Source organism: Aeoliella fuhlenseeensis, from assembly GCF_052161615.1.
Classification (GTDB): domain Bacteria; phylum Planctomycetota; class Planctomycetia; order Pirellulales; family Lacipirellulaceae; genus Aeoliella.
In genome coordinates, this window is sequence record NZ_CP197417.1 from 1443242 (window position 1) to 1465932 (window position 22691).

14 protein-coding genes and 1 tRNA gene are annotated in these 22691 nt (G+C 59.4%); 6 read left to right on the forward strand and 9 right to left on the reverse strand.

What is annotated here, in order from left to right; genetic code table 11:
- Positions 1-26 precede the first annotated feature (26 nt).
- The 3 genes from SH292x_RS05535 to SH292x_RS05545 all read right to left on the reverse strand — a co-directional run bounded on the left by SH292x_RS05535 (position 27) and on the right by SH292x_RS05545 (position 4269).
- Positions 27-2957: a BNR-4 repeat-containing protein gene (locus tag SH292x_RS05535; RefSeq protein WP_442484590.1), complete on the reverse strand. Its 2931-nt coding sequence runs from the start codon at positions 2955-2957 to the stop codon at positions 27-29.
- Positions 2958-3585: 628 nt separating this feature from the next.
- Positions 3586-4032 (reverse strand): hypothetical protein, encoded by a 447-nt coding sequence (locus tag SH292x_RS05540; RefSeq protein WP_442484591.1) that lies wholly within the window; start codon positions 4030-4032, stop codon positions 3586-3588.
- Between the two features lie 163 nt (positions 4033-4195).
- Positions 4196-4269, reverse strand: a tRNA-Met gene (locus SH292x_RS05545).
- Between the two features lie 359 nt (positions 4270-4628).
- Here SH292x_RS05545 and SH292x_RS05550 point away from each other — a divergent pair.
- The gene (locus SH292x_RS05550) at positions 4629-6131 is read left to right on the forward strand and encodes a prenyltransferase/squalene oxidase repeat-containing protein (RefSeq protein ID WP_442484592.1); all 1503 of its coding nucleotides are present in this window, start codon (positions 4629-4631) and stop codon (positions 6129-6131) included.
- 1129 nt (positions 6132-7260) lie between these two features.
- Here SH292x_RS05550 and SH292x_RS05555 read toward each other — a convergent pair.
- From SH292x_RS05555 to SH292x_RS05580, 6 genes are all read right to left on the reverse strand, one after another.
- Positions 7261-7608 (reverse strand): hypothetical protein, encoded by a 348-nt coding sequence (locus SH292x_RS05555; protein ID WP_442484593.1) that lies wholly within the window; start codon positions 7606-7608, stop codon positions 7261-7263.
- Between the two features lie 372 nt (positions 7609-7980).
- Positions 7981-11157, reverse strand: coding sequence for a hypothetical protein (locus SH292x_RS05560; protein ID WP_442484594.1), 3177 nt, complete (start codon positions 11155-11157; stop codon positions 7981-7983).
- Between the two features lie 542 nt (positions 11158-11699).
- Positions 11700-11903, reverse strand: a complete 204-nt coding sequence (locus SH292x_RS05565; protein ID WP_442484595.1) for a hypothetical protein — start codon at positions 11901-11903, stop codon at positions 11700-11702.
- An 11-nt stretch (positions 11904-11914) separates the two neighbouring features.
- Positions 11915-12988 carry a DUF1559 family PulG-like putative transporter gene (locus SH292x_RS05570; protein ID WP_442484596.1) on the reverse strand — a complete coding sequence of 358 codons (1074 nt, stop codon included), beginning with the start codon at positions 12986-12988 and terminating at the stop codon, positions 11915-11917.
- A 239-nt stretch (positions 12989-13227) separates the two neighbouring features.
- The gene (locus SH292x_RS05575) at positions 13228-14949 is read right to left on the reverse strand and encodes a hypothetical protein (protein ID WP_442484597.1); all 1722 of its coding nucleotides are present in this window, start codon (positions 14947-14949) and stop codon (positions 13228-13230) included.
- Between the two features lie 65 nt (positions 14950-15014).
- Complete coding sequence (locus SH292x_RS05580) at positions 15015-15572, reverse strand: sigma-70 family RNA polymerase sigma factor (protein WP_442484598.1); 558 nt, start codon at positions 15570-15572, stop codon at positions 15015-15017.
- A 353-nt stretch (positions 15573-15925) separates the two neighbouring features.
- On the opposite strand from SH292x_RS05580, the gene SH292x_RS05585 reads away from it, so the two are divergent.
- The 5 genes from SH292x_RS05585 to SH292x_RS05605 all read left to right on the forward strand — a co-directional run bounded on the left by SH292x_RS05585 (position 15926) and on the right by SH292x_RS05605 (position 22689).
- The gene (locus tag SH292x_RS05585) at positions 15926-17008 is read left to right on the forward strand and encodes a DUF1559 family PulG-like putative transporter (RefSeq protein WP_442484599.1); all 1083 of its coding nucleotides are present in this window, start codon (positions 15926-15928) and stop codon (positions 17006-17008) included.
- A 225-nt stretch (positions 17009-17233) separates the two neighbouring features.
- Positions 17234-19108 (forward strand): hypothetical protein, encoded by a 1875-nt coding sequence (locus SH292x_RS05590; RefSeq protein WP_442484600.1) that lies wholly within the window; start codon positions 17234-17236, stop codon positions 19106-19108.
- 196 nt (positions 19109-19304) lie between these two features.
- Entirely contained in the window at positions 19305-19886 is a 582-nt protein-coding gene (locus SH292x_RS05595) for a PEP-CTERM sorting domain-containing protein (protein WP_442484601.1), read from the forward strand.
- Positions 19887-20012: 126 nt separating this feature from the next.
- Complete coding sequence (locus SH292x_RS05600) at positions 20013-20879, forward strand: PEP-CTERM sorting domain-containing protein (RefSeq protein WP_442484602.1); 867 nt, start codon at positions 20013-20015, stop codon at positions 20877-20879.
- A 145-nt stretch (positions 20880-21024) separates the two neighbouring features.
- On the forward strand, positions 21025-22689 hold the full coding sequence (locus tag SH292x_RS05605) for a hypothetical protein (protein WP_442484603.1): 1665 nt from the start codon (positions 21025-21027) through the stop codon (positions 22687-22689).
- Positions 22690-22691 lie beyond the last annotated feature (2 nt).

A 22691-nucleotide genomic window follows, 5' to 3' on the forward strand; every position in this document is an offset into this window, starting at 1 on the left:
TGAATGGTACGGAGTTATCAAGCGGGTCATACGTGCTGCGAACGTGCGGGTCGGCCTCGTTGCAACAAGAGAAGGGTTGTGGTTACTGCAATTAAGATAACGGATTGCGGTTCTGGCACCTTTGAATCGCCCAACGCGTTTGAGGTATTTGGATTCTCGAGTGAGGTCCCGAAATGGGCCCGCCACACTTCATAGTCATCGTGGGTTACCGTTCCGTCGCCGTTGCCGTCTGCTAGCGCGAACGCGTTTAACTCAGTTGCCCCTAAGTTGTCACGCCACACGGTGTAGTCGGCGAGGTTCACGACGCCGTCCTCGTTGTAATCGCCCGACAGCAGCGGGGCCACCAGGGAGTAGCCCACGCCATCGTACCAAGTGCGAATAGCACCACCGGCAAGCGATTGCCAGTCATCAACGTACACATTAACCGGCTCGCCACCCACTATCGTGGTGCGACCTACGTACGCTCGGTAAAGAAGCAGATCGTTGTTGTTGGCGGTGACAGTCGCGGCCTCTGCGAACTGCTCCTCGGCGGCATGCTGCGAGCCGAATTTGCGAAAATCCACGAGGTTGTTCTCTTCCAACCCCGCCATCAGCCGCCAGTCCTCGTCGTTGTCGCTCCAGAAGTACGCAAAGATGTCGTACACGCCACTGCTAAGCCCTTCGATTTGCGTTCGCAGCATCGGAGCATCTTCGAAACCCGTCTCGCTGGATGTGTAGACGCTACCGCCATTGCCCAAACCAGTACGCTCGTGCCACTGACCATCGAGCAGCCCGGTCGACGCGTTGGGCTGGGTGGCGTTTAACGGAGAGTCGTCTGCCCGCCCTGTGTTCGTCGCGGTGGCGTCCACGTAGGTCACCGGGCGAGGCAACAAATTGTCGGGCTGGTCGATGATGCCGACCACGGCGGTGTCGGCGTTCTGGGCATGAAAATAGTCGCCACGAAACCAGAAGATGGGCTGTGGCCCCACGCCTTGTGTATCGGGAGCGATCGGCCGCAAATTATCAACCGTCGACTTCTCGGTAATCGCAACCCAGTTCCACTGCGCACCATCGTGCTTTCCACGATAAATCTCACGCTTGTCCGTTTGTGTTTGCCAGTTCGGATCGCGAGGGTCAAAGTCGGTGGAGATGTACAGCGTGTTCTCATCGCCTGGGATTAGCGCGCCGAGACCCGTGTAATCCTGCTCGCTATCGAACAGCCGATCACCCATGCGGGCGATCTCTTCGTTGGTCCATGTTTCGGTAGTGGGGTTCCAACGGGCAAAATGCAGCCGATGATCGATGGGGTTCGTGGTGGTTCCACTGCTGGTCGCACCATCGGGATTGTACCGCGACGTGTAGAGCGCCATCAGGTTGCCCTCCGAGTCCAGCGCCGCATCGGTGGTCCAAAACCGATTGTAGCCCTCGCCGAGCGCGTCGGGTGCGGCCACGAGCGTGAAGTCCGTCACATCGGGCACCGATCCATTGCCGGCCGTCACGTTGCTGTCGAATAAGTTCGGGTCGATCAAGGTGCCCGCCATGTCGAAGGTTTGCCCTCCTTCGATGTAACCGGCGTAGAGGCTGTTGTTGTAGTTCCGCGGGTGGGTTTCGGTGGTGGTGAAGTAGATTCGCGACTTACCATCCGACACGTACTTGGGATATGCCGAGTAACCTTGCGCTTCGCTCTCCAGGAATTGTCCCTTCCACTCCAGGGTGTTGGTGTCAGGATCGAACTCGACGATGTTCGGCATGTTCTGCCCCGCGCCATTCGTCGAGAGGCGGCCATAAGAGCGCGAGATGTCGTAGACCTTATCCTCGTCAGACAGGTAGAAGAGGTTGTGGTAGCTGACGTTTGCTTGATCGGGATTGCCAGTAGTGTTGGCTCCGGGCACTTCATCGTACCAGTTGTAATGCTGCTCGTCCGTCCAAGAGGTGCTGTCGCCTGGATGGAGAGACACTCGATATCGTGTGAACTCGTCTCCAAGGCCACCGTTGTTGCCATGATTGGCGTACATCGCCAGATAACGCCCATCGGGAAGCACCAGCAGTGCGCCGACGTTGTGGTCGTCCGACTGAATATTCCTACCACCGGGCAAATTGGAGAGCTGCGTTCGTACGCGCCGCCCAGTTGCCGGATCGAAGTCCACCACATCCACAACGCCCGTGTAGCTGGGATTGATGTACGAAGGGGAGAACCCGACCGAGTTCACCAAGACGCGGCCGTTGTTCGGATCGACAACGGCCCGCTCGTCGGTGTACCACGTCCAATTGCCATCGCCGTCGATCTGAATCAGGTTGCCATGCACCAAGTCGCCGATCTCTTCCGGCGGAGGGGCAGGTTGCAGGCTGGCGCTGATGGCATCGAACGCCACGTTCCGCGCCGAGCCGATGTTGCTGTTGCGCACTGCGCCGAGAGAGACACGGACCTTCGAAGCGGACGTTGGAATGATCGAGGACGTCAGATTCTCGACAAAGTTCCAACCTCCGCCATCAGTGGTGACGCTGCTGTGGGCGTTGCCGATCACGGTGCCACCACTATCTAGAAAGTCGTACGAAATGGTCCCTTGGTCAGCCCCGTCGCCGTCGAAGAACGCGTAAGAAAGACCTAAGTAATTGCTCCCCGATGCAATTTGCGAACTGAACGGCGAAAGGTCGATGTCCTGATACACCAGCGCACTATTCGCCTGGCCGCCAATCAGTGAATCGGCGTTGGACAAGCCACCGTATTGCCAACTAGCCGAGATAAACCGATCGCTATGATAGCCATCCGCTGGATCGGACCCACCGTAAGAGCTATCGCCGATCCAGAACGGATTGCTCCCAGCTGCCACCGTCCAGCCCGCTGGAATCGCCGCAAGCGAGCCTTCCTCAAATCCAGCATTCACCAACGGCAGAGCTATTTGTCCCATTGCCGTCATCGGCACGAGGACCACCAGGCGCATTGCGAGGCGAGTCAGTCGAAGCAGACGCTCGATCATGGCTCTCCAATGTATCTAGTGGAAACTTGGAACAGGGAAGTGCACGCGTAGCGAAAAGCCGCTGCCACGCACATCTCGCGAAAATGTCTTGACGCATCGCACCGAATCCTCCTCGTCGCGAAGGATGACATCGGAGGCGAGACGTCGGCGACGGACAAGAGCGCCTGGTACGCCGACGGTGGAACGCCGCGAAAAGAACGGTCGAACACCCCCATCGGCGATGCTTTCGATTATACCCGGATCGCGGAATGCCGGGTTCGCGATTGCGCAATTGTGTGTTGCACTTGCGACGGAGAGAGGGCGTGTCGAGTCGGGCGGATGTTCCATGAAATCGCAATTGGCTGCGTAGGACGCAGGCGCTGGCACAAGGTGCGAGTGGCCGTCTCCGGTCCCCGGGGGAGACTATCCCACCATTGTGCCCAGCACGTCGTGAAGGCCTCGCGCGTAGTACGCAGCACCCTAATTCTTCGGGTTCATCGCAACAATCGACCTGCCGCCTGCGTGGTCGCCAAGTACGAGCCATTTCCTGCGAGAGCTCTCGCCAGCGCGAGATGGGCATCGACCGCCGGGGAGACATCGATGCCGAAGCGTTTACGACTCTCGGTCGATGCCGTGTGGCGGATCCAATTCAGCGACCATTGGTCGGCATCCGCTTTCTTGCAAGCTCGATGAATCGCACGACGGTAGCTTGCGGTGGTGTAACAATCGTTGGCAGTGCGTCTGGGTTTGCCTCGCCATTCTTGCGGTAGTACTCCTTGGTATGCTGGCGATAAGCGTAAATGAGCTCGCTGATCGAGACCGGTGAGCCAGCCAATCGCTTTTCGCGGAGCATCGCCGGCGTGAGTGTAACGACTTTCGGCTGCGTCTTAGGCAGCTCGTCACTCGGTTTGGCGTCGGGTGCCCACTCGTCGTGGCGGGCCTTTTCCCACTTCTTGAGAATCTCCTGGTACCGCTGGTGGCTCTTCCGGGAGCCGTAGGGACCTAGGTAGATGTGCTTTCCGAATAGCGAGACGACCGCCTGCTTGGTCGTCTTGTGGAAACGATACTTCGGGGGCCGGTGAAAGAGTCGTGGCATGGGGCTATCTTTGCGTCTGCAGAAGGCGCAAAGAGGGATGTCTCGGAGACTTCCCTCTTAGCGTTCCCCTTTTGGCTTCGGCAAAGAGCCGCTCCGGATCGAGTGTCCGGCCCCATTTCCAGAGACCTGGCTAAGTCCAGGTGTGGCTTGGGTTTAAAGAAAGTGGCGGGGGCCGGATTCGAACCGACGACCTCGAGGTTATGAGCCTCGCGAGCTACCTGGCTGCTCCACCCCGCGTCATTGTATGGTGGACCGAAGGAATTGCTCGCCCTCGGGCGGCTCATTCCTTGGTGGTGAGTGCCACATTCTACGCCACGCCCTGGAGGGTGGCAATGGGCTCGGCTGGCGAATTCCTGGCGGCTTGGGGGCCTTGGATTCAGGCAGTCTCTCGTACTTCGGTTTTTGCCGAAGGAATGCTTGAGTGTCTTTTGGGCGAATTCTTGGAAAGTGCGTTCCCGCACCGCAGGTTTGGGACCGCGTGCCGGGTGCCGGAGCGGTTCTGGTTGCCTGAGTGCTGGCACGCCGATAGTGTGAAGGTACAAGACTTGTCCGGGCGGCCGCCGCAGCCCTGGTCGTTGTGCCCCCGCGAATGCTCCATGCAGACGGCCGAATTCGAACTCGACCTGCTTCCACCCACTGTCGCTCCCCGGGCGACGGGGCAGGGGGGTGTGCGCGACCCAGGGAACAACGAACCGCCTCCCTCGACACCGGCGCCGCTGGTCGACATTACCGGCATGCTGCGAGGGTCTCCGCCGTGGCTGGTGAGCGCCATGATCCACATGGTGGCACTGATCGTGCTCGGTCTGTTGATGACGGTTACAGCGGTTGACGTGCCATTCATTCTCAACGCGCGATACGCGGAAGAACTGGGCGAGATCGATCTCGATGCGATTGACGATCTCAATGTTCCTCAGGATATCCAAATCGAGCAGACCGAGCTCGCTTCGGACGATCTGCCCGTGGTGCTCGATCCGATGTCGATGCCCGACATGGTTCCGATTCAGCCTGAAGGTCTGGCGATGGCGAGCAACATGCCGTCGATTAGCGTGGGCGTCGCGCTCTCGGGACGAACGCCAGGAATGCGTAACGCACTGCGCGATGCCTACGGTGGAAACGCTACCACCGAAAGCGCCGTGATGCAGGGGCTCGCGTGGCTTGAACGGAATCAGCAGCGAAACGGCTCGTGGAGTCTTCGCGGTCCGTACCAGGATGGTTCGAGTCGCGAGAATGCCGAAGCGGCAACCGCGATGGCGCTGCTCGCGTTTCAAGGTCATGGATACACGCACAAGCCGCTGCCCAACGATGAGTTTCCGCGAGTAGTGAGCCGTGGTTGGAATTGGTTGCTCGCTCAGCAGTACGACGACGGACATTTCTTCCAGGACGATGTGGGCGACGCCAGGCTCTACACGCACGCGCAGTGCACGATCGCCATCTGCGAACTCTACGCGATGACTCAAGATCCGGAACTCCGAAAGCCCGCTCAGAAGGCGGTCGATTATTGCGTGAAGATTCAAACGTCGGCGGGTGGTTGGCGATACGATCCGGGACAGGGCGAAGATCTGTCGGTGACGGGTTGGTTTGCAATGGCGCTGCAAAGTGCTCGCATGGCGGGGCTCGAAGTGCCGAGCGATTCGTTCAAGCGACTTAGTGAGTACCTCGACTCGGTGGAAAAGGAATACGGCAGTCGCTACTCGTACCAACCTCGCCAAGGTGCCACGCCCGCGATGACCGCCGAGGGGCTGTTGTGCCGGCAGTACTTGGGTTGGGAACGTGACGATCAGCGTTTGCAGGAAGGCGTGGCGTGGCTATTGAACTTCCTGCCGGAGTGGGACGAACGGAACGTCTATCAGTGGTACTACACCACGCAGGTGATGCACCACATGGAAGGCAGTGCTTGGCAAAAGTGGAACTCGGTAATGCGACAACTCCTGCCCGATCGCCAGGAGAAGCGCGGTCGCGAGCGCGGTAGCTGGGATCCCAATGGCGACCGCTGGGGCTCGCAGGGGGGGCGGCTCTACACCACCTGCCTGTCGATCTACATGCTCGAAGTTTACTACCGCCATCTGCCAATCTACGGCCGCCTCGCGGTCGAGCAGTAAGACTCCAACTCGAGAATCTGCCTTCGTGATAAAGTCGCACATTCGGGGCGTTTTGATTGGGTGCGACTTTACTCTTCGGCGGTATTTGGCCGGATATCCAAAAGTGTCGTGTTTTCTCGGCTGAAGTCATCGTTCGCTCGAAGAGTGCCATTGAGTAATGTCGCAGGGGTAACCCGCAGGTGCGACTTTACTAAGGGGGGAAGGCGCGTAGGCCGTATCAAGCTCCGCGCCGCGTGCGGCGCTTTGAGTGTCGAATTGTTTGCAACCTCACCATGGTGTGATTGGTTGGCAAAGTGGTTTTCATTCTCACGCCAAGGCGCAAAGCCGCGAAGCGGTTAGCTCCAAAGGAGCGCGCTTTGATAGGCCAGGGCGCAGCCCTGGTTGTGGGAGGGTAATTTTGGTTATTAGCTCTGAAAGAGCGCGCTAACTCACCTGTGTGCGGACGGGTAGCGCGTCCCATTGGGACTCAGGTTGAAATTTGCGACGAATTTCCAGGACTTCGTCCTGGGCTATCGAAGCGCGCCACTTCCACTACGGGATGAGAGATGCGAATGGTTGAGTATCCGCGACTAGATCCAACGTGAATTGCCGTATCGGCGCAGGCTTGATACGGCCTACGACCACTTCACCCCGCACGCACGACGCGTTCCGCGAACGGTGTGAATATAGCAAATGTACACTCTCTTGTCAAGGGTTAATATGTACAAGTGGACATTTTATCGGAAATAGTTGTGGACCGCGAAATCTGCGAACTACAGACCCCTGTGTCATCCTGAGGGAGCCCTAGCGACTGAAGGATCTCATCCGCCATTGGGAAAGTATTCACAGGGGCGAGATTTTTCGGGTCGTGCAGCTCCCTTCAGAATGACACGCGTTTAAGGTCTCTCGCTCTTTGGGTTCGCTATCGCCCCTCCGGGGCTATTGATGCGCGATGGCGCGTAGTCCTGTGGCTTGCGCCACAGGCTATGCGTTTTCGCCACTCCGCGGCTATGCGCTGTCGCCGCTCCGCGGCTGGGAAGAGGAGGGTGCGCGAGCTCGTGCAAGTCGAGCAACTCACTGGGGGCTCGCGGGGCTCGTCCCCAGGCACCCGTGAGTTTCTCGGATTCACGGCAACTAGGATGTTACCCCACTAGTACTTATACAAGTACGCGTGGCGGATGTAGGGGCGGTCGCGGTTGTAGTCGCCGTCGTAGTCCTTTTGGAGCTTCCGATCGAGTTCGTCGTTCCATTCGCGGTAGTCGTTGCCGTAGTGCGTGTGGGCGGCGTGGCCGAAACGAAAAGCTTGCTCGCGATTCTCGAAGGCGTCGTCGGTGCCCATCGCTTGTTTGATGGTGTCGTCGACGTCTTGGTTCATGTCACGGGCGGTGTCGGAACCGAAGTCGGCTTTGGTTTGCTCCCAGTCGTTCGCAAACGCCGCCTTGATGCGATCCCAGGTGCTATCGGTGTCTTTGGTGTACCAGTCAGGTTTACGGGCCATGTTCGTCTCTCCGTGAAAAGTGGTTTGTGTGAAACGCGCGGCATGCATCGCCATCGCGTCGTGGCAGAGAGAATGCAATTGATGCGCCATTGGGGGTAACGTTGCGTTTTTCGCCCTATTCCCTACGCGTTCCAATGCACCGCAGGGGAACAACGAAAGAATGGAGACCGCCGACTGGCCGCAGCGCGTTCAGGTTGGTTGATCTTGAGAGGCAGATAATGGAATGCTGCGTGTCCGTGCGATCCGTTCAACTTCTTGTTCCAACGCTCCTGCGTGGGAACACCATGGGCGACCGCTCTGCGGTCCTTCGTCGGCGAAGGCCGCGGAGCGGCCGGGCATGCATTCCCACGCGGAGCGTAGGCAAGAGAGTAATTAACGCCGCACGCGACGGGCGAGCAGGGGCAAGAAGGCGAGGGCTAAGAGTACTGCGGTGGGTTCGGGGACAGCGGCGGGCCCATTCGCTTCCGGGGCGGGATCGTTCGCCGAGCGGCCGAAGTTTTGCTTCCACAGGTCGTAGTCGCTGGCAGCGAAGCTGTCGCCGAGGCCGTCTCGCCAGACGGTGTAGTCGGCGAGGTTCACGAAGCCGTCGCCATTGAAGTCGCCGGCGAGATTCGGAGGGGTGAGACCGATGACGGTGGCCATGACCATGGTCGGTAGGTAATCGATCTGCCAGTCGAGGCCGACGGCAAGCGCTGGCAAACCTTCGATGGTATCGAACACGCCGGTGATCTCTTTGGCCGTGAGCACCACGAGTTCGTCGCCGAGCGCGGGGATGAGCTCGGGGTTGAAGTTGAACTCGAGCGTGCCGGCGAGCGTGGCGAGGCCACCGGAAGAGGCGCTAATGGTCTCAATCAGCAGTTGATCGAACTCGCCGGCTTCGAAGCCGGCGACATCGATTTCGAGGACGCCGGTTGCAGATTGAACGTAGTTGCCGAGGATTTGAAGATCGCCGATGGTAGAGCCGGGGGCGACGAGGCCGTGGTTGGTGAGGATGGATTGGTTGATGGTGGTATCGCCGGCGCCAAGGATGGTTCCGCCGCCGCGGATGGTGGCACCAGCGTCGTTGGTGAGATTGGCGGAGTTGATAGTCAGGGTACCGCCAACGACGATGTCGCCCGCTGAGCGGTTATGGATCTGTTGAGTACCGCTGATGGCGAGGGTGCCGGTGGGGCTGATGTCGAAGTTGCCGTCGTTGTTCAGGCGGGGTTGTGCAAGTGAGATATTTAGTGTGTTGGCTCCCACCGTCCTTAAGGTTCCCTGCTGAATGAAGTTGCCCGCGGATTGCGTGTAGATGGTCAGGATTCCCGTATCGGCTTGAACTATCCCTTGATTTACGAATGTTGATGAACCGTAGGCGATGGTGCCATTGGTGCGGATGGTGTGCTGAGGGCCGTTGATGAGCGTTGGCCCGGTAAAGGGGGTGGACTGTTGGAACGGTCGACCCTGTAAACGTAACTCTCCAGTGCCAGTGAACTGTAGTGCGAACGGTGCCTGCAGGACGCTGGAATTCCCTAAATCAATCACACCATGATTCTCGATAACACCTGAAATCGTACCTCTGTCCACCCGAATATGCCCTCGATTTACGACGTTCTCCAGGCCGATAGCTCCACCAAAGCTGTCAATCAATACAGTTCCGCTATAGGGCTCGCCATCGGTTCCCGCCGCGGATATCACCGTGCCGCCCGAAAGTCGCGTTACCGAGATTAGGGCATTCTCGTCCGCACGTACTTCGGCCACCGTGGTGCCACTGGGTGATTCAACGGCACCGAGTGAAAGCCTCGCATTTGCCTCCGCGTGGATAAGACCTTCGTTCTTCACTAGAACTGAAGGGAGAGTTGCTGTTTTGCCCTCCGACGCGACAACCATCCCTTGGTTCTCGAGTCGTAGATAAGATGCGGCATTAGAAATGTTATGCAGCCGAAGGATGCTACTTTCGAGCGTCAAGGAAATCGGAGTCGAACTCGGAGCGGTTGAGGTTAGGCGAATATTTCCAGCACTCTCACCAATGGCTATTTCCCCTCCTTCAAGCTCAACATTGCCATTGAGATATAGATTTCTCAGCTGCAATGAACCATCGACAACAATACGGCCATCGAGCGTGAGTTCCGAACTGATGGAACCGATGCGCCCTTGAAGTTGAAGATTAGAAAATTTCGTGAACTGACTGTTGGATTGAACAATGCCATCCGGCAAATTGCTACCCGCACCGGCCGTCACAGCACGAATAGTCCCACCCACAATGCTAACCTGCGAAAGGTCGACTACTCCTCCTGGAAGTGCCTCAATGGTCCCAGCTATGTCACCTCGATAATTCGTGACCTGCGTTCCCGCCATACCTAAGCCAGTGTTGGCTGCACTTCGGAGCACGCCCGAATTGGCAATCGCACCCCCCTGAATACTAAGAATTACGCGGTTGGGCACTTGGGGGCCATCCACACCATAGCCGGCTTCGATTATCGCTCGATTGTCAAGCGCGCCACCATTCAGTGATAAGACACCTTGGCCGCGGATGGTGTTATCGAGGTTCCTGAAGACATGAGCTCCCGGCCTTGTGGGATTGGCAAAATAAAGGAACGCAGGCGATGCACCAACTTCGGTTGACACGCCCAGTTGAACCAAGCCGTGACCAGAGAGTTCCACAATGTCACTAGCTAAAGTGACATTATCAACCACCTGTAACTTGCCGCCGTTACCGATGTTCCCGGCAAGTCTAGAACGCTCAACGTTGATAGCTCCTTCAAAGCGAACGTTGGCGAATACGGAGTCTGTCGCGTCGACGGTCCCCAACCCGGTATCATCGTTGAGTGCGGCTAAAGTTCCACCCATGACTTGCACGCGATCTAGCGTGACTTTGGATAGGGGGCCTGCCTCGATACGCGCGGTAGAAGATTGCGTTATGAAGGGAAGTTGGCTGCTAGTGTACCTGAACCGAAGGTGCCCCCCATTCGTGGCCTTCGCAACACCATTGTTGGTGATCAAAGTCGAACTAGATGAACCATTGAGGTATATGTCCAATAAGGCGTCTTGAACATCGGCAGTTAAGACTCCGTCGTTTAGAAAAGTTCCCTGAGGACGAATGGTTCCCGCTCCATTTATTGCCCCATGATTCCACCACAGAGTGGAAGCGCCGTTGATGGCCACAAGCTGAGCTGGATCGCCTGGGGAAAGCTCTACGCTACCAGTTGGCCCGATGATGAAGGAGAACCCTGTCTCAGCGAGGCTTCCTGGATCAATGCGGAAGGTACCGGCAAGCTCTATGTAGCCGGTCCTAAATGCACCTTGGCTTGCGACGACCAATCGGTCGCCTTCTTTAATTTCTAGCGAGTTGACGTAGCCGGGTGCATTAGCGGTCACTGTTGAAACTGTTCCCGCATCGTCATCTACAATCGCAGTGTCCATGCTCCCCGGCACCGCACCCGTCGACCAATTGGCCGGGTCCGACCAACTGCCATTCTCCGGTCCGATCCAAATAGCGGTGGCGGCGTGCGTCGCGGTGGGGGCGAGCGCGAGCGTGGCGACGAGCAGGAGGAGGGGGAGTCGGTTCACTTGGCGGGGCACCTTGAGGGGTGTTTTCGCGGAGATTCGGGGGTAGGGAGTTTATTGTAGTCGAGGGTTCGAAATGGGGGTATTAGTGGTTTTGGGGAGCAGGCGCGTGTGAGCCGGGGCGTCCTCGCCCCCGGAAAGCGTGTAGATGGCAAAGCGTCGCCATTCAGTTAGTTTCCGGGGGCGGGGACGCCCCGGCTCACCTTTTGGTGTCATTCCGACCGTTCGTTCCCCGGGTTGCGACGTAATCGCTTCGCTAAGAGAACGTATGCGGGTAGAACGTTCTTCGACTTGCAAAGCGTGAAGCGCCAGATTGGCGCGGAGCTTGATCGCGGCCTACTTTGTCGGACCGGCAAGACCTGTTGTGCTGCGCACGCCGACAATCGGCCGTGGGATGTGGTGCGAGGTGGCGATGGTTGATGCGGCCGAAAGTCGGTGCCACCCGCGATGTTGCGAGACGAACGTTTGAATATTTGCTGAGCGTGAATTGCCGGGTCGGCGCGGAGCTCGATCGCGGCCTACTTGCTACTTGCTGCCACCTGAGACTACAGCGCGCCATCGGGCAGGCGGGTGGCGAAATTGAACGTCACGCCGCAGTGTTTGCACTGGTACGTCTTGAGATGGCCGAGCGTGGGGTGCTCGGCAGTTCGCAGATGCTCCAGCGCGAAACGCTTGTTACAGGCGAGGCACTTGCGAGTCAGCCCGACCGTGATCGGTTCGGCGAGGATAGAATGCGATGCTTCCTTCATCAATCAATTTTTCAGTTCGCTCGGCGGTTGCCGGCGTCGCGGTGGATGCGCCAGTCGAGGTCGTAGGTCATGCCGGCGACGCTGCCGTCGCAGTGGGCGACGTTCCAGATGCCGGAGTGGGCGGAGCCGAAGCGGCCCCAGTCTTCGGCGATGTTGGTCGCGGTGTCGGGGATTGGCACGCTCTCGACGATCTCGCGGCCGACGAGTCGACCGGTGCGGCGATAGTTGTCGTTATTGAAACCGGTGCACCAGGTTTCGTTGTCGCCGATGTGCCAGCCGGTTTCGTAGTGCTCGGAAGGAATGAACCGCTCGCCGATGAGATAGACGTGCGTCAGGCCCGCGGTGATTTGGCGGATGGCGACGGTGCTGCGTTCGTAGGAGATGCCACTCATCACTTGCTGCTCGGGGAGCGTACGATCGAACGGCGCGAGGTCGACCCCCCAGTAGCCGGCGGTGGACCATGTGCGAGCTTCCTCGTAGGTGCGTGGTCCGCGGCCGAGGATGTGATTGCTCCACTCGTTGAATACGTGGCCCGAGTTGGCGGCGTAGTCGCTGCGGCCGGCACGGTTGGGCGTGAGCGAATTAAAGAAGCCCATGACGCCGCTGGCGTTGGAGGTGAGCGGATAGGCAACGTTCGCGCGGCGCGAAGGGCAGTTGATGATCGACAGCGGCGTCTCGATGATCGCGGCGGCTCCTGTGCGTTGCTTGCGGGTGAGCTTTTCGGGATCGCCATCGCTGGCGGTCTCGTACACGCTGTACTGCTCGAAGTAAGGAAGCGTGTTGTAGATCCATCCGCCGGGTTGGTCTTTGCCGAAACCGCGGTCGGCGTCGCCGGTCCAGAACCATCCCCAGCCACCGGTGGGAAAGAACCCGTGGACATCGTGGTGGCTATGGCAGGCGATGGCGAGTTGCTTGAGGTTGTTCTTGCACTCGATCTGACGCGCGGCTTCGCGGGCGGACTGAACCGCTGGCAATAGTAGCGCGAGGAGCAAGGCCATGATGCTGATCGTGACCAACAGCTCGACGAGCGTGAACCCGCGCGGGGGCCCTACGCGGAAACTATGAGGAGGAGTGTAACGAGTCACGGCCGGAACTCCGCAACTGACAAGGGGAGCAAACGGACAAGGATGCGTATCGAGTGTTGGCAGCGTTTTACTATCTGCAACCGCTTTGTGAAGAATCCACTTAGAGGAGTTGACAAAGCAGTTGGATGGTAAACACCCCTGAATTGTAAACGATAGACGAGGAAAAACCAACGAGTTTTATGCGGCATTTACGACTCTGCCAAGCGGCCACTCAAGGGTGCGGCTAGCCGGCGGTGCTGTCACTCGAGGTTGTAGCGTTTCGAAAAGTAAGTCCAAAACTCCTTCAGTTCGGTTTCGTCAAAAGTCTTGTTGAACACGATCACCTCGTACATGTTGCCAAAGTAAGAGGTGCGGTGGTTGGGGTCGGAGTGACGACCGAGGTAAGTTTGTCCGTAGTCGGTCAGCGGGACGGGGGCCTCGGCGGTCCCTTGCAGCGCGCCGTTGAGCCACAGCTTGGCGGACTTCGAGTCGGTGTCGTACTGGTAAGCGAGGACCAGGGGCTTCGAGTTGTCGATCGTGGCGGAGTTCACCTCGCCAACGTTGGCCTTGTCGGGGCCGGGCCAGACCCAACCCCGCAACGAGGCGTTGGAGCGGAGCGTGAGTTCGAGCGACGGGGCTTCGGCGTACTTCAGTAGCATCTGCACGTCGGAGTAGCTGATCGGGGCTGGCATTACCACCATGAACGTGGTCTGCTCGGCCGTCGCGTCGATGGGGCTGGTGACCATGTAGGACGACCAGCCATCGAACGCCAGGGCCTTGCGACCGGCTCCGTCCTCGATGAGGCGTGGGCGGTGGATTTCGTCGAACTGCCAGGCGTTGTCGGCGAAGTCGTTGTCGCCAACGAGCAGATCGTTCCATGTTCCGACGCGGCCGTCGTCGCTCACCTGATTGCACTTGTCGGCCGCGTACCAAACGGCGAGGTCCTTGCTCGAAGGAATCGGCGGCAGGTCGTCGGGGTTGTAAACCGGCGTGACGTGGCGAATGAACTCGGCGGCGCGAGCGGCGAAACGCGTTGGCTCGGCGCTGGTGGAGTCGAACCGCATCGCTTGGTCCTGCTTGGCGTGCAGCAAATCGGCACCGGCAGCGGCCATTCGCGAGCGGGCAACCACGTCGCCATCGAACACGTGGAGTTCGGAATCGCCGAGGTCGTCGACCATCACGCCAAACTGCGTGCCGATGTCGACGAGTTCGGCAGTCGGCGTAATAACGGTGTAGCCACGCGCGGTCCGCGGCGCAGCGGCGGCGAGTTTGCCGCGGGTAAGCAGCGTTTGCAGTGCCGACTGGGTGTCGAGCTCGGCGGGGCCTTCGATCGTGACTTTGGCACCGGTGGAGAGCAGCAGTTCGACCACGCCGCTTTCCAGCGCGATGCGATCGCCTTCGCGGAGCTTGTCGCCGAACTTGAGTTCGCGTGCCCCCTCGACCCACACCGCATCACTGAGTCCGGCGACGCGTCCGATGGTTTGGCCCGTCGGAGCGGGGGCGTTGTCATTGGGGCCCTTGAGGTTGTCTTGGCTGGCGAGCTGTTCTTCAGTTCCGATTACCGAGAGTTCGTGGAGCCTGGCGAGCTGCGAGTTAAGCCGCACCGTGTAGACGCCCAGCGCCACGATGATCATTGCCGCGGCCGCGGCGATGGCGACACCATGGCGATTGACGCGATCGACGAGCCGCACAGACGTGGCCGGGGTGACCTTGGCCGACTCGGCCGTGGCGTCGGGCCCCAGTGCTTCGGGACCCAGCGCTTCGGGCCGCAGGGCTTCGAGCAACCGGCCGGCTTGGCGCTCCGTGGCGTAGTGTTCGGCGAGGAGCGAGTCGTCGCACAAGAACCGGAACGCCTCGGCACGGAGCTCGGGCGAACGGCGGAGTTCGGCGTCGAGCGCAGCGGTTTCCTCCTGCGTTGCTTCGTGGCTCAGCACGCGAAGCAGCAGTTCTTCCAGTTCAAAAGGTTGGTCGGCTGTCGCCATTCCGTCGTGTCCGCGCCTGAGTGAATTGCGCCTGCAATGGGTTGGGGTGGTTTGTGCGGTTGAATTTAAGTGGCCGAGTCGACTTCCATACGTTTGGTAATGCACTCGGCCAGCGCCTTACGAATTCGTACGAGCGCCGACTTGATGGCGTTCTCGGTTCGTTCCATTCGGGTGGCCATCGCGGCGATCGACGTGCGGCTTTCGTAACGCTCGGCGACCATCTCGCGGGAGTTCTGTGGCAGCTGGGCGATGCAGTGGCGGAGCGCGGCTTGGCGATCGACCAAGTCGACTTTTTCGGTTTCGGCGGACTGCAGCATCAGCAGCGCCAGCTCTTCGGTGAAGACGTGCCGGTCGCGGCTGCGGTCGCGGTAAAACGACATCACTTCGAACCGTGCAAGCGTCACCGCCCACGGCATGAACTCGGCCTCGGGGCGGAACTTACGGGCGTTCCGCCACAGAACGAGGTTCGTCCGCTGGAGCACTTCGGACGCGTCGTCGTAGTTGCCCAGCGCGGCCAGGAGATAGGCACGCAGGCTGCTTTGGGACTCGGTGAGCCGGTGGACGAAGCTCTCTAGCTGGGGATCGGGCGGTGCGTCAGGTTGTGGTTGTTGGTCGTCGTTCATCGCCTCCCTTACCCCTGAAACGTACCCATGAATCTGGCGGACAAGTGCTACTGGCCGTAGCCGACGAGGTGCCTATTGGCACCTATCTAGCCGTATGTCCGTGTGGTGGCAAAAGGTGTCGCGGCGAGCCGCGGAAAAGTAAGAAAATTGTCTCTGAGTTGCGACTTGCCGTCGATCCCCGCAATTTTTTCTATTTTTCTGACACCGCGGCAGCTAGGTCGGACAGATACGGCAGGGGAAGAGATGTGGCTGGCCAAGCGGACTTGGCTGGCCCGGCTTATCGATGTTTCCTTTTCTACATGTGATCTCGCATCGGCATGGATGGCCGAGAGCGAAAACGGAGATGGCGTCTTATGGAACGGTGTCACAAGAGCGGGCGGAGTCGCGAGGTGGTGGATCGGGGAAGATCACGCCGCGGTTTCACCCTGGTCGAGCTTCTGGTGGTGATCGCGATCATCGGCATCCTGGTGGCGCTACTTCTGCCGGCGGTGCAAGCGGCCCGCGAAGCCGCGCGGCGGACGACGTGCCAGAACCAGATCAAGCAGTTGGCGCTCGGCGCGATCAATCATCACGACACCCATAAGCACTTTCCGACGGGCGGCTGGGGCTGGTTTTGGGTCGGTGATCCCGATCGGGGTTATGGCAAGGACCAGCCCGGTGGCTGGATCTACAACACGCTGACGTACATGGAGCAGGGGGCGCTACACGATACTGGAGGCGACGGTGACCCGATGGTTCTGTCGCGTGACCAGCGGACGGGAGCTTCCTACGTCGTTCAGACTCCTATCGACTTTATGAACTGTCCGACGCGGAGAGCTTCGCGCACCTATCCGATGGGCACCAACAATGCTGGCGGAGGACAGGGTCTTAAAAACGCGCTGACACCCAATGTGGCTGGTCGGTCTGACTACGCAATGTGCTCGGGAGTGGCTTGGAATGAATGGGTCGACCAAAATGATGGAAGGGGGCCAGAAGACTACAACGCGGCCCTTACGCAAAGCTGGCCCACCGATCGAAGAACCGTCAAGCCTTACATGGTTGGCATCTCCTATGCCCGAAGCGAAGTCGGCATGCGGCGGATTAGCGACGGTACTTCCAATACTTATATGATTGGCGAGCGTTACATTCCGGTCGCGCACTACGAGACAGGTGAATGGGGCGGTGACAACGAGACGTGGTGCACCGGTTTCAATAACGACAATTACCGCGTCACTGGGCGATTGAATGGAGCCAACATCGTGCCGTTGACGCCGGCCCAGGACTCGGACGCGGATAACGACGGAGCAGGGCGTTTCGGTTCCGCGCATGCGGCAGTGTGGCTGATGGCCTACTGCGATGGCAGTGTCCATGCCATGTCGTTCGATATCGATGGCAATGCCCATCGCGATTTGGGCAACCGCGAGGATGGCAACGTGATCGATGCCAGCAAACTATAACTGGTTCCAATAAACTGATCGGATTCGGTGACACGCATCATTGCGATGCGGACAACTTAAGCGGGCGCGGCGGACGCCACCTTTATCCGCCACACTTATAAATGCTACTTTGAGCAGGCAACCGGCGGTAGGTGTCCATGGGGGACACGGGCGTTTCTTATCTGGCTCGCTTGCTCTTGTTGATAACTTCGCGATAAGCACCACTACACAAGCGGAGCGGATCTCATGCTGAAGATTTTATGGGGCCACGGCCACCCTGTTCTGGCCGTTGCACTTCTATGCACGCCGCTCGTTGCCACGCCGGCGCGGGCCTTCGACGTGTTCTGGGTCCCAACGGGCTCGGGCAGTTGGAATACTCCAGGCAACTGGGACTCAGGGGAAGTTCCCGACGTCGATTTCGAAGATGTTGCCATCATCAATAACGGCGGTACCGCTACGCTTAATACCGCTGCGCTCGCACCTGCCGGTGGCATCACCCTCGGCGTGGACGCAGGCGACCGCGGCACCGTGCACCTGCAGTCGGGTGGCACGCTCAATCTCGTCGCCGGAACCGGCGAAGCCACAGGTTGGGCCAATATCGGCCTCGGCGGCACGGGGGTTGTGCGAGTGGACGGCGGGGCCACCTTCTCCGCAACGCGTATCGATATGAATGCGGGGAGCAAACTCGAAGTGGGTGCCGGTACCGGAGTTTCTTCCGTTACTTCGACCAACGAAATGTGGCTCGCGGGTCGTACTGTCACGCACGGCGCGGGGCACACGCTGCACGCGACGACGTTCGCAACCTTCCAAGGTGGCACAGAGTACGTCGTGAATCTGAAGGGAGCGACCCACACGGTGCTCACTGCTGATGGACAGATCAACGACGTTCAAGGTCCGCTCAAGATTCAAACCACGAGTTTTAATCCCAGCCTGGGCGCGACCTGGACGCTGATGGACGCGGCTCAGATTAGTGGTGCGTTCGGCTCCCACACGGTCACCGCCGGTCCGCTGCCGGCGGCAGGAACGGGTTACACGACCAAGATCGTCAATGGCGGTCGTGGCAAGCAGCTTCAGATGAAGTACCAAGCCCTGCCGACGCTTACCGTCAACACCGACACTGGTGCGATTTCGGTTTCGAGCGAGAGCGGCGCGGCGATCAACATGGTGGGCTACTCGATTCGTTCGGCAGGGGGGCAGCTCAATCCAGCTGGCTGGAACAGCTTGGCCGATCAGTCGCAGCCCGACTGGGCAGAAGTGGGCACGCAGACCGCCAATGTGCTGAACGAGGTGAATCCTCTTTCGAGCAAGACTTTGAACTCGACACCGACCTCGCTCGGCACCGGCGTTTATGTGTCGCCAACGCAGTTTGGTGTGGCGCCTGATTTGACGTTCCGCTACGGTGCCGAGGGCGACGCCGCCTCGACGGCGGGGATCGTGAAGTTCACCGGATCGAAGGCCGCCAACAACTTGTTGCTGACGGTTGACCCCACGACGGGCGAAGGCCAACTGAAGAATAGCTCGGGCTTCACCATCGAGCTGTTGGGTTATCGCATCACCTCCGAAGCGGGTTCGCTCAACGCCACGGGCTGGACTAGCTTGGACGACCAGAACCAAGCTGGCTGGCTGGAATCGGCAGCCAATCAGTTCCAGCTCAACGAACTCGTGCCGCTCGATCCGCTGCCGGTGCTGACGCCGGGGCAAGAGTTTGAACTGGGCCAGATGTTCAACATCGGCGGCCTGCGTGACCTTGATCTGTCGTTCGCCGTGTCGGTGGCGGGTGGCGATCCTTACGTCGCTCAAGGAACGGTTCGGTACGGTGCGATCGAGACGACCTTGTTAGTCGAAGGCGATTACAACAACGACGGCATTGTGAATCTGGCCGACTACACCGTGTGGCGCGACAACCTGGGGGGCACCAGCCTGCCCAACGAAGGGGCTGGCATCAGCCCTGGCGTGGTCGACGCGGCTGACTACACGTTCTGGAAGTCGCGTTTCGGAGCTACTTCGGGCGCGGGGGCAGGTGCTTTGGCAGCAGCACCTGCTTCCGTTCCCGAGCCTTCCACCGTGGCCACCTGTCTGATGGCCGCGATGGCTTTGGCTGGGTGCGCTCGCCGCCGCTAACTGTCCTTGCCCCGCGTGCTAGAGGCGATGAGTAGGTTGGTTGTGTCTGCTTCTTTCGATGTTGCTACTAATTGATTAATCCTCGTTCAATGCTTCGGAGTGTCCAATGACGTGTTTAAAGTTTGCCTGCGCTGTGTGTGTAGTACTGGGGTTGGGATCGAGTCACTCGCTGGCGGCGATTCCCCTTATTGATCCCATGCATAACAACGGTAGCTTTGAACTTGCTGGCGGGCAGTTGAACACGACGAAGATCCAAGTGTGGGACGGGGTTGCCGTCCCCGATATTGACGACTGGACCGAGTGGACTGAGATGTCGACTGCAACCGGCGACAGCGGCGTACAAGCGGGTGGTCAGGCGACGGATGGCCAAATGTTTGCATTCGTCCAGCCAGGTAACGCGGTCTACAACTTGACGGGTTGGGTTGCTGCGGAGGGCGATCAGCTCTCCTTCAGTTGGGATTACATCAGCCGAGATTGGGCGACTCATTGGGTGACGCTCGTTTACGAAGACGCTGGTGCCATCCTTCCGGTCCCCGGTTCGCAAGTGGATAGTGCGGGAGTGCTAGGTGTTCTTTCGGGAAACTACCTCATCCCTAATGGAAGTCCGGCGATTGGCAAGCCGATTGGGTTAGGCCTTGGATCTGAAGTCGACTGGCCGGAGCTGGACAACTTTGTCCTAGTCGTCAATCCGGTTCCCGAACCAACTTCGATTCTGACTGGCCTCGTGGCTGCGGCAGTAGTGGCAGGATTGGCTCGTCGCCGACGAGCCACGGTATGACATAGAGATACTTTTGACGAGGCAACCGTTCAACGTACGAGGAGCCCACCGCCAGGCGGATGTTCGAGGTGGTGGCACTCATTCAATAGCTCAATAGCGTAGCTTAGTTCTCCGAGGAGGTTTTCGATGACTTTCGCAAGATGGTTTGTAGCTTTGGCGAGTGTGATGGTCGTGGCGTCGCCCGCCATGGCCGTGGTGCTAATCGATCCTGTAACGAACAATGGCAGCTTCGAACTTGCCGATGGCGTGGTGAACACCACCAAGATCCCTGTGTGGGACGGCACGCCGAACATCGACAACTGGTCGGTTTGGACGGGCGTGTCCACCGCCGACAACGACAGCGGCGTGCAACTCAAGGGCGCACAGGCTGCCACCGGCGACATGATCGCGTTCTTCCAGCCGGGCAACGCCGCTCACAACATGACCACCTGGAACGCCGCAGCCGGCGATCTCTTTAACTTTAGCTGGGACCACATCGGCAACGCCGGCGCGGCGCATTCGGTGGTGATGGTCTACGACAATGCCGGAACCATCACGGCCCTCGAAGCCTCGCGCGTCTTCAGCACTGGCACGCTTGAGACGATTTCGGGCAGCTTCGTCGTCCCCGCCGGCAGCCCCGCCATTGGCAAGCCGATGGGCATTGGCGTGCGAAGCACGGGGAACTGGCCCGAGCTCGACAACTTTATACTGACCGTCAACGAGGGTGGTCCCATCCCGGGCGATGTCAACGGCGACAATTTGGTGAACATGACCGACTACGGCATCATCAGCTCGAATTTCGGCCTGTCACCGGCCACCAAGGAGCAGGGCGACCTGACTGGTGCCGACATCGTCGACCTCGAAGACTTCTTGCTGTGGCGAGCCAACAACCCGTATCCGCCAGCGGGTATCGGAGCCGAACTCGGCGCTGCAGCGGTTCCCGAGCCGGCTACCGTGTGCCTGGGTGCTCTGGGTGTGATGCTGCTCGCCGCGCGTCGCGCTCGCCGCAGCTAATGGTTCGTGTACCACTTCGGTGCACACGCTAACTACGCTATTCGCAATCGCCACGGCCGCTCGCAAGCGGGCGTGGCGGTGGCATTGATGTAGGTCCTTCGACACTTCTCCTGACAAATGTTTGCTTTTTAGGTCCCTCACGGTCATGAAGCCGTCACTCGTGCTATGCGTTTTCGTTGCCGTCGTAAGCGTCGCTTGTCGTGGCAATGCGCAAAACGATTCTGCTGAGACTTCCGCTCCGCGGATTGTCAACATCGTCAACTTCATTCGCCTGCTCGAACCTCGCGACGCCGCGATTACCGAGGACGTGCTCTATCAGACGGTGGAGAAGCAAGCCGAGTTGATGCAGAAGCACGATCTGCCAGGGACGTTCCTGTTGCAGTACGACGCCTTGATGGACCCGCGTTATCAGAAGCTCCTCAAGTCGCTCCCGCCCGAACAGTTTGAGATTGGTGCGTGGTGGGAACTGCCGCAGCCGCTGGTGGAGAAGGCGGGGCTTAAGTGGCGAGGGCGTTTTCCGTGGGACTGGCATGCCAACGTTGGCTTCGTGTCGGGCTACACGCCCGCCGAGCGCGAGAAGCTCGCCGACGTCTACATGACCGACTTCAAGGAGATCTTCGGCTACTACCCGAAGTCGGTCGCCTCGTGGTTCATCGACGCGCACACGCTGCAGTACCTGCACGACAAGTACGGCATCGTCGCCAGTGCTAACTGCAAGGACCAAGTCGGCACCGATGGTTACACGCTGTGGGGCGGGTACTGGAACCAGGCGTACTACCCCAGCAAGCTCAACGCCTACATGCCCGCCCAGACCGAGGCGGGTCAGATGCCGGTTCCAATCTTTCGCATGCTTGGCAGCGATCCTCTGCGTCAGTACGACGCCGGGATCGGCGGCGCGTACCAAGGGGTGATCTCGCTGGAGCCCGTCTACGGCAACGGCGGCGCGAGCCGCGAGTGGGTCGATTGGTTCCTCGGCAATCTGGTCGATGGCGAGTGCTTGGCGTTCAACTACACGCAGGCGGGGCAAGAGAACTCGTTCACTTGGCGCTCGATGCGGCAGGGCCTTCAGTACCAATTCCCGCTGATCGCCAAGCTCCGCGACGAAGGCAAACTCCGCGTCGAGACCCTCGCGGCATCGGGCGAATGGTTCCGTGAGCGGTTTCCAGTCACGCCACCCACTGCGATCACTTACCTGACACCTCCGAGCGGCGACCCGAGGCAAACCGTGTGGTTCAACAGCCGGTTCTTTCGTACCAATCTGATTTGGGAGCACGGCAAAATGCGCGTCCGCGACATCCATCTGTTCGACGAGACGATGGAGTCGCCCATCCTGCGGACGAACGTCGACCGCTCGAGCGTGGAGTTTTTCACGCTGCCTGTAGTCGATGGCTTTCACTGGAGCTCGAAGGAAAAGCATGCCGGCTTGCGGTTCAAGGCTCGTGTCGATGGCCAAGTAATCGAACTCGAAGGCGGTTTGCCTCAGGTCACGAAGCAGGGCGAGGGGGTGCTTGAGATCATCTGGCCGCTCAAAAACCTCGATGGCAAGCTAGTCCTGAAGCTCAACGAACGAGCATTCACGATGCAGCTCGATGGCACCAAAGCCGACTGGTGGGTGGAGCTCGACTCCGCGGACTCAGCGACGCTTCCGTTCACGAAGATCACGTCAAAGTCGCTTGCCGGTGAGTTCCAAGGTCATCCGTACGAAGTGCATATCGCCGAGGGAACTGCCGAGCCGCTCACTCGCGGCTACAAGCTCCTTCCAGGCGACGGCGGAATCGAGATAACGTTCGCCAAGCCAAACAGTAACTGACG

Bases quoted from the DNA above. Each gene is read 5' to 3' on its own strand.
- SH292x_RS05535 (WP_442484590.1), bottom strand. From the start codon at position 2,957: ATGATCGAGCGTCTGCTTCGACTGACTCGCCTCGCAATGCGCCTGGTG.
- SH292x_RS05540 (WP_442484591.1), bottom strand. From the start codon at position 4,032: ATGCCACGACTCTTTCACCGGCCCCCGAAGTATCGTTTCCACAAGACG.
- SH292x_RS05550 (WP_442484592.1), top strand. From the start codon at position 4,629: ATGCAGACGGCCGAATTCGAACTCGACCTGCTTCCACCCACTGTCGCT.
- SH292x_RS05555 (WP_442484593.1), bottom strand. From the start codon at position 7,608: ATGGCCCGTAAACCTGACTGGTACACCAAAGACACCGATAGCACCTGG.
- SH292x_RS05565 (WP_442484595.1), bottom strand. From the start codon at position 11,903: ATGAAGGAAGCATCGCATTCTATCCTCGCCGAACCGATCACGGTCGGG.
- SH292x_RS05575 (WP_442484597.1), bottom strand. From the start codon at position 14,949: ATGGCGACAGCCGACCAACCTTTTGAACTGGAAGAACTGCTGCTTCGC.
- SH292x_RS05580 (WP_442484598.1), bottom strand. From the start codon at position 15,572: ATGAACGACGACCAACAACCACAACCTGACGCACCGCCCGATCCCCAG.
- SH292x_RS05585 (WP_442484599.1), top strand. From the start codon at position 15,926: ATGGAACGGTGTCACAAGAGCGGGCGGAGTCGCGAGGTGGTGGATCGG.
- SH292x_RS05590 (WP_442484600.1), top strand. From the start codon at position 17,234: ATGCTGAAGATTTTATGGGGCCACGGCCACCCTGTTCTGGCCGTTGCA.
- SH292x_RS05595 (WP_442484601.1), top strand. From the start codon at position 19,305: ATGCATAACAACGGTAGCTTTGAACTTGCTGGCGGGCAGTTGAACACG.
- SH292x_RS05600 (WP_442484602.1), top strand. From the start codon at position 20,013: ATGACTTTCGCAAGATGGTTTGTAGCTTTGGCGAGTGTGATGGTCGTG.
- SH292x_RS05605 (WP_442484603.1), top strand. From the start codon at position 21,025: ATGAAGCCGTCACTCGTGCTATGCGTTTTCGTTGCCGTCGTAAGCGTC.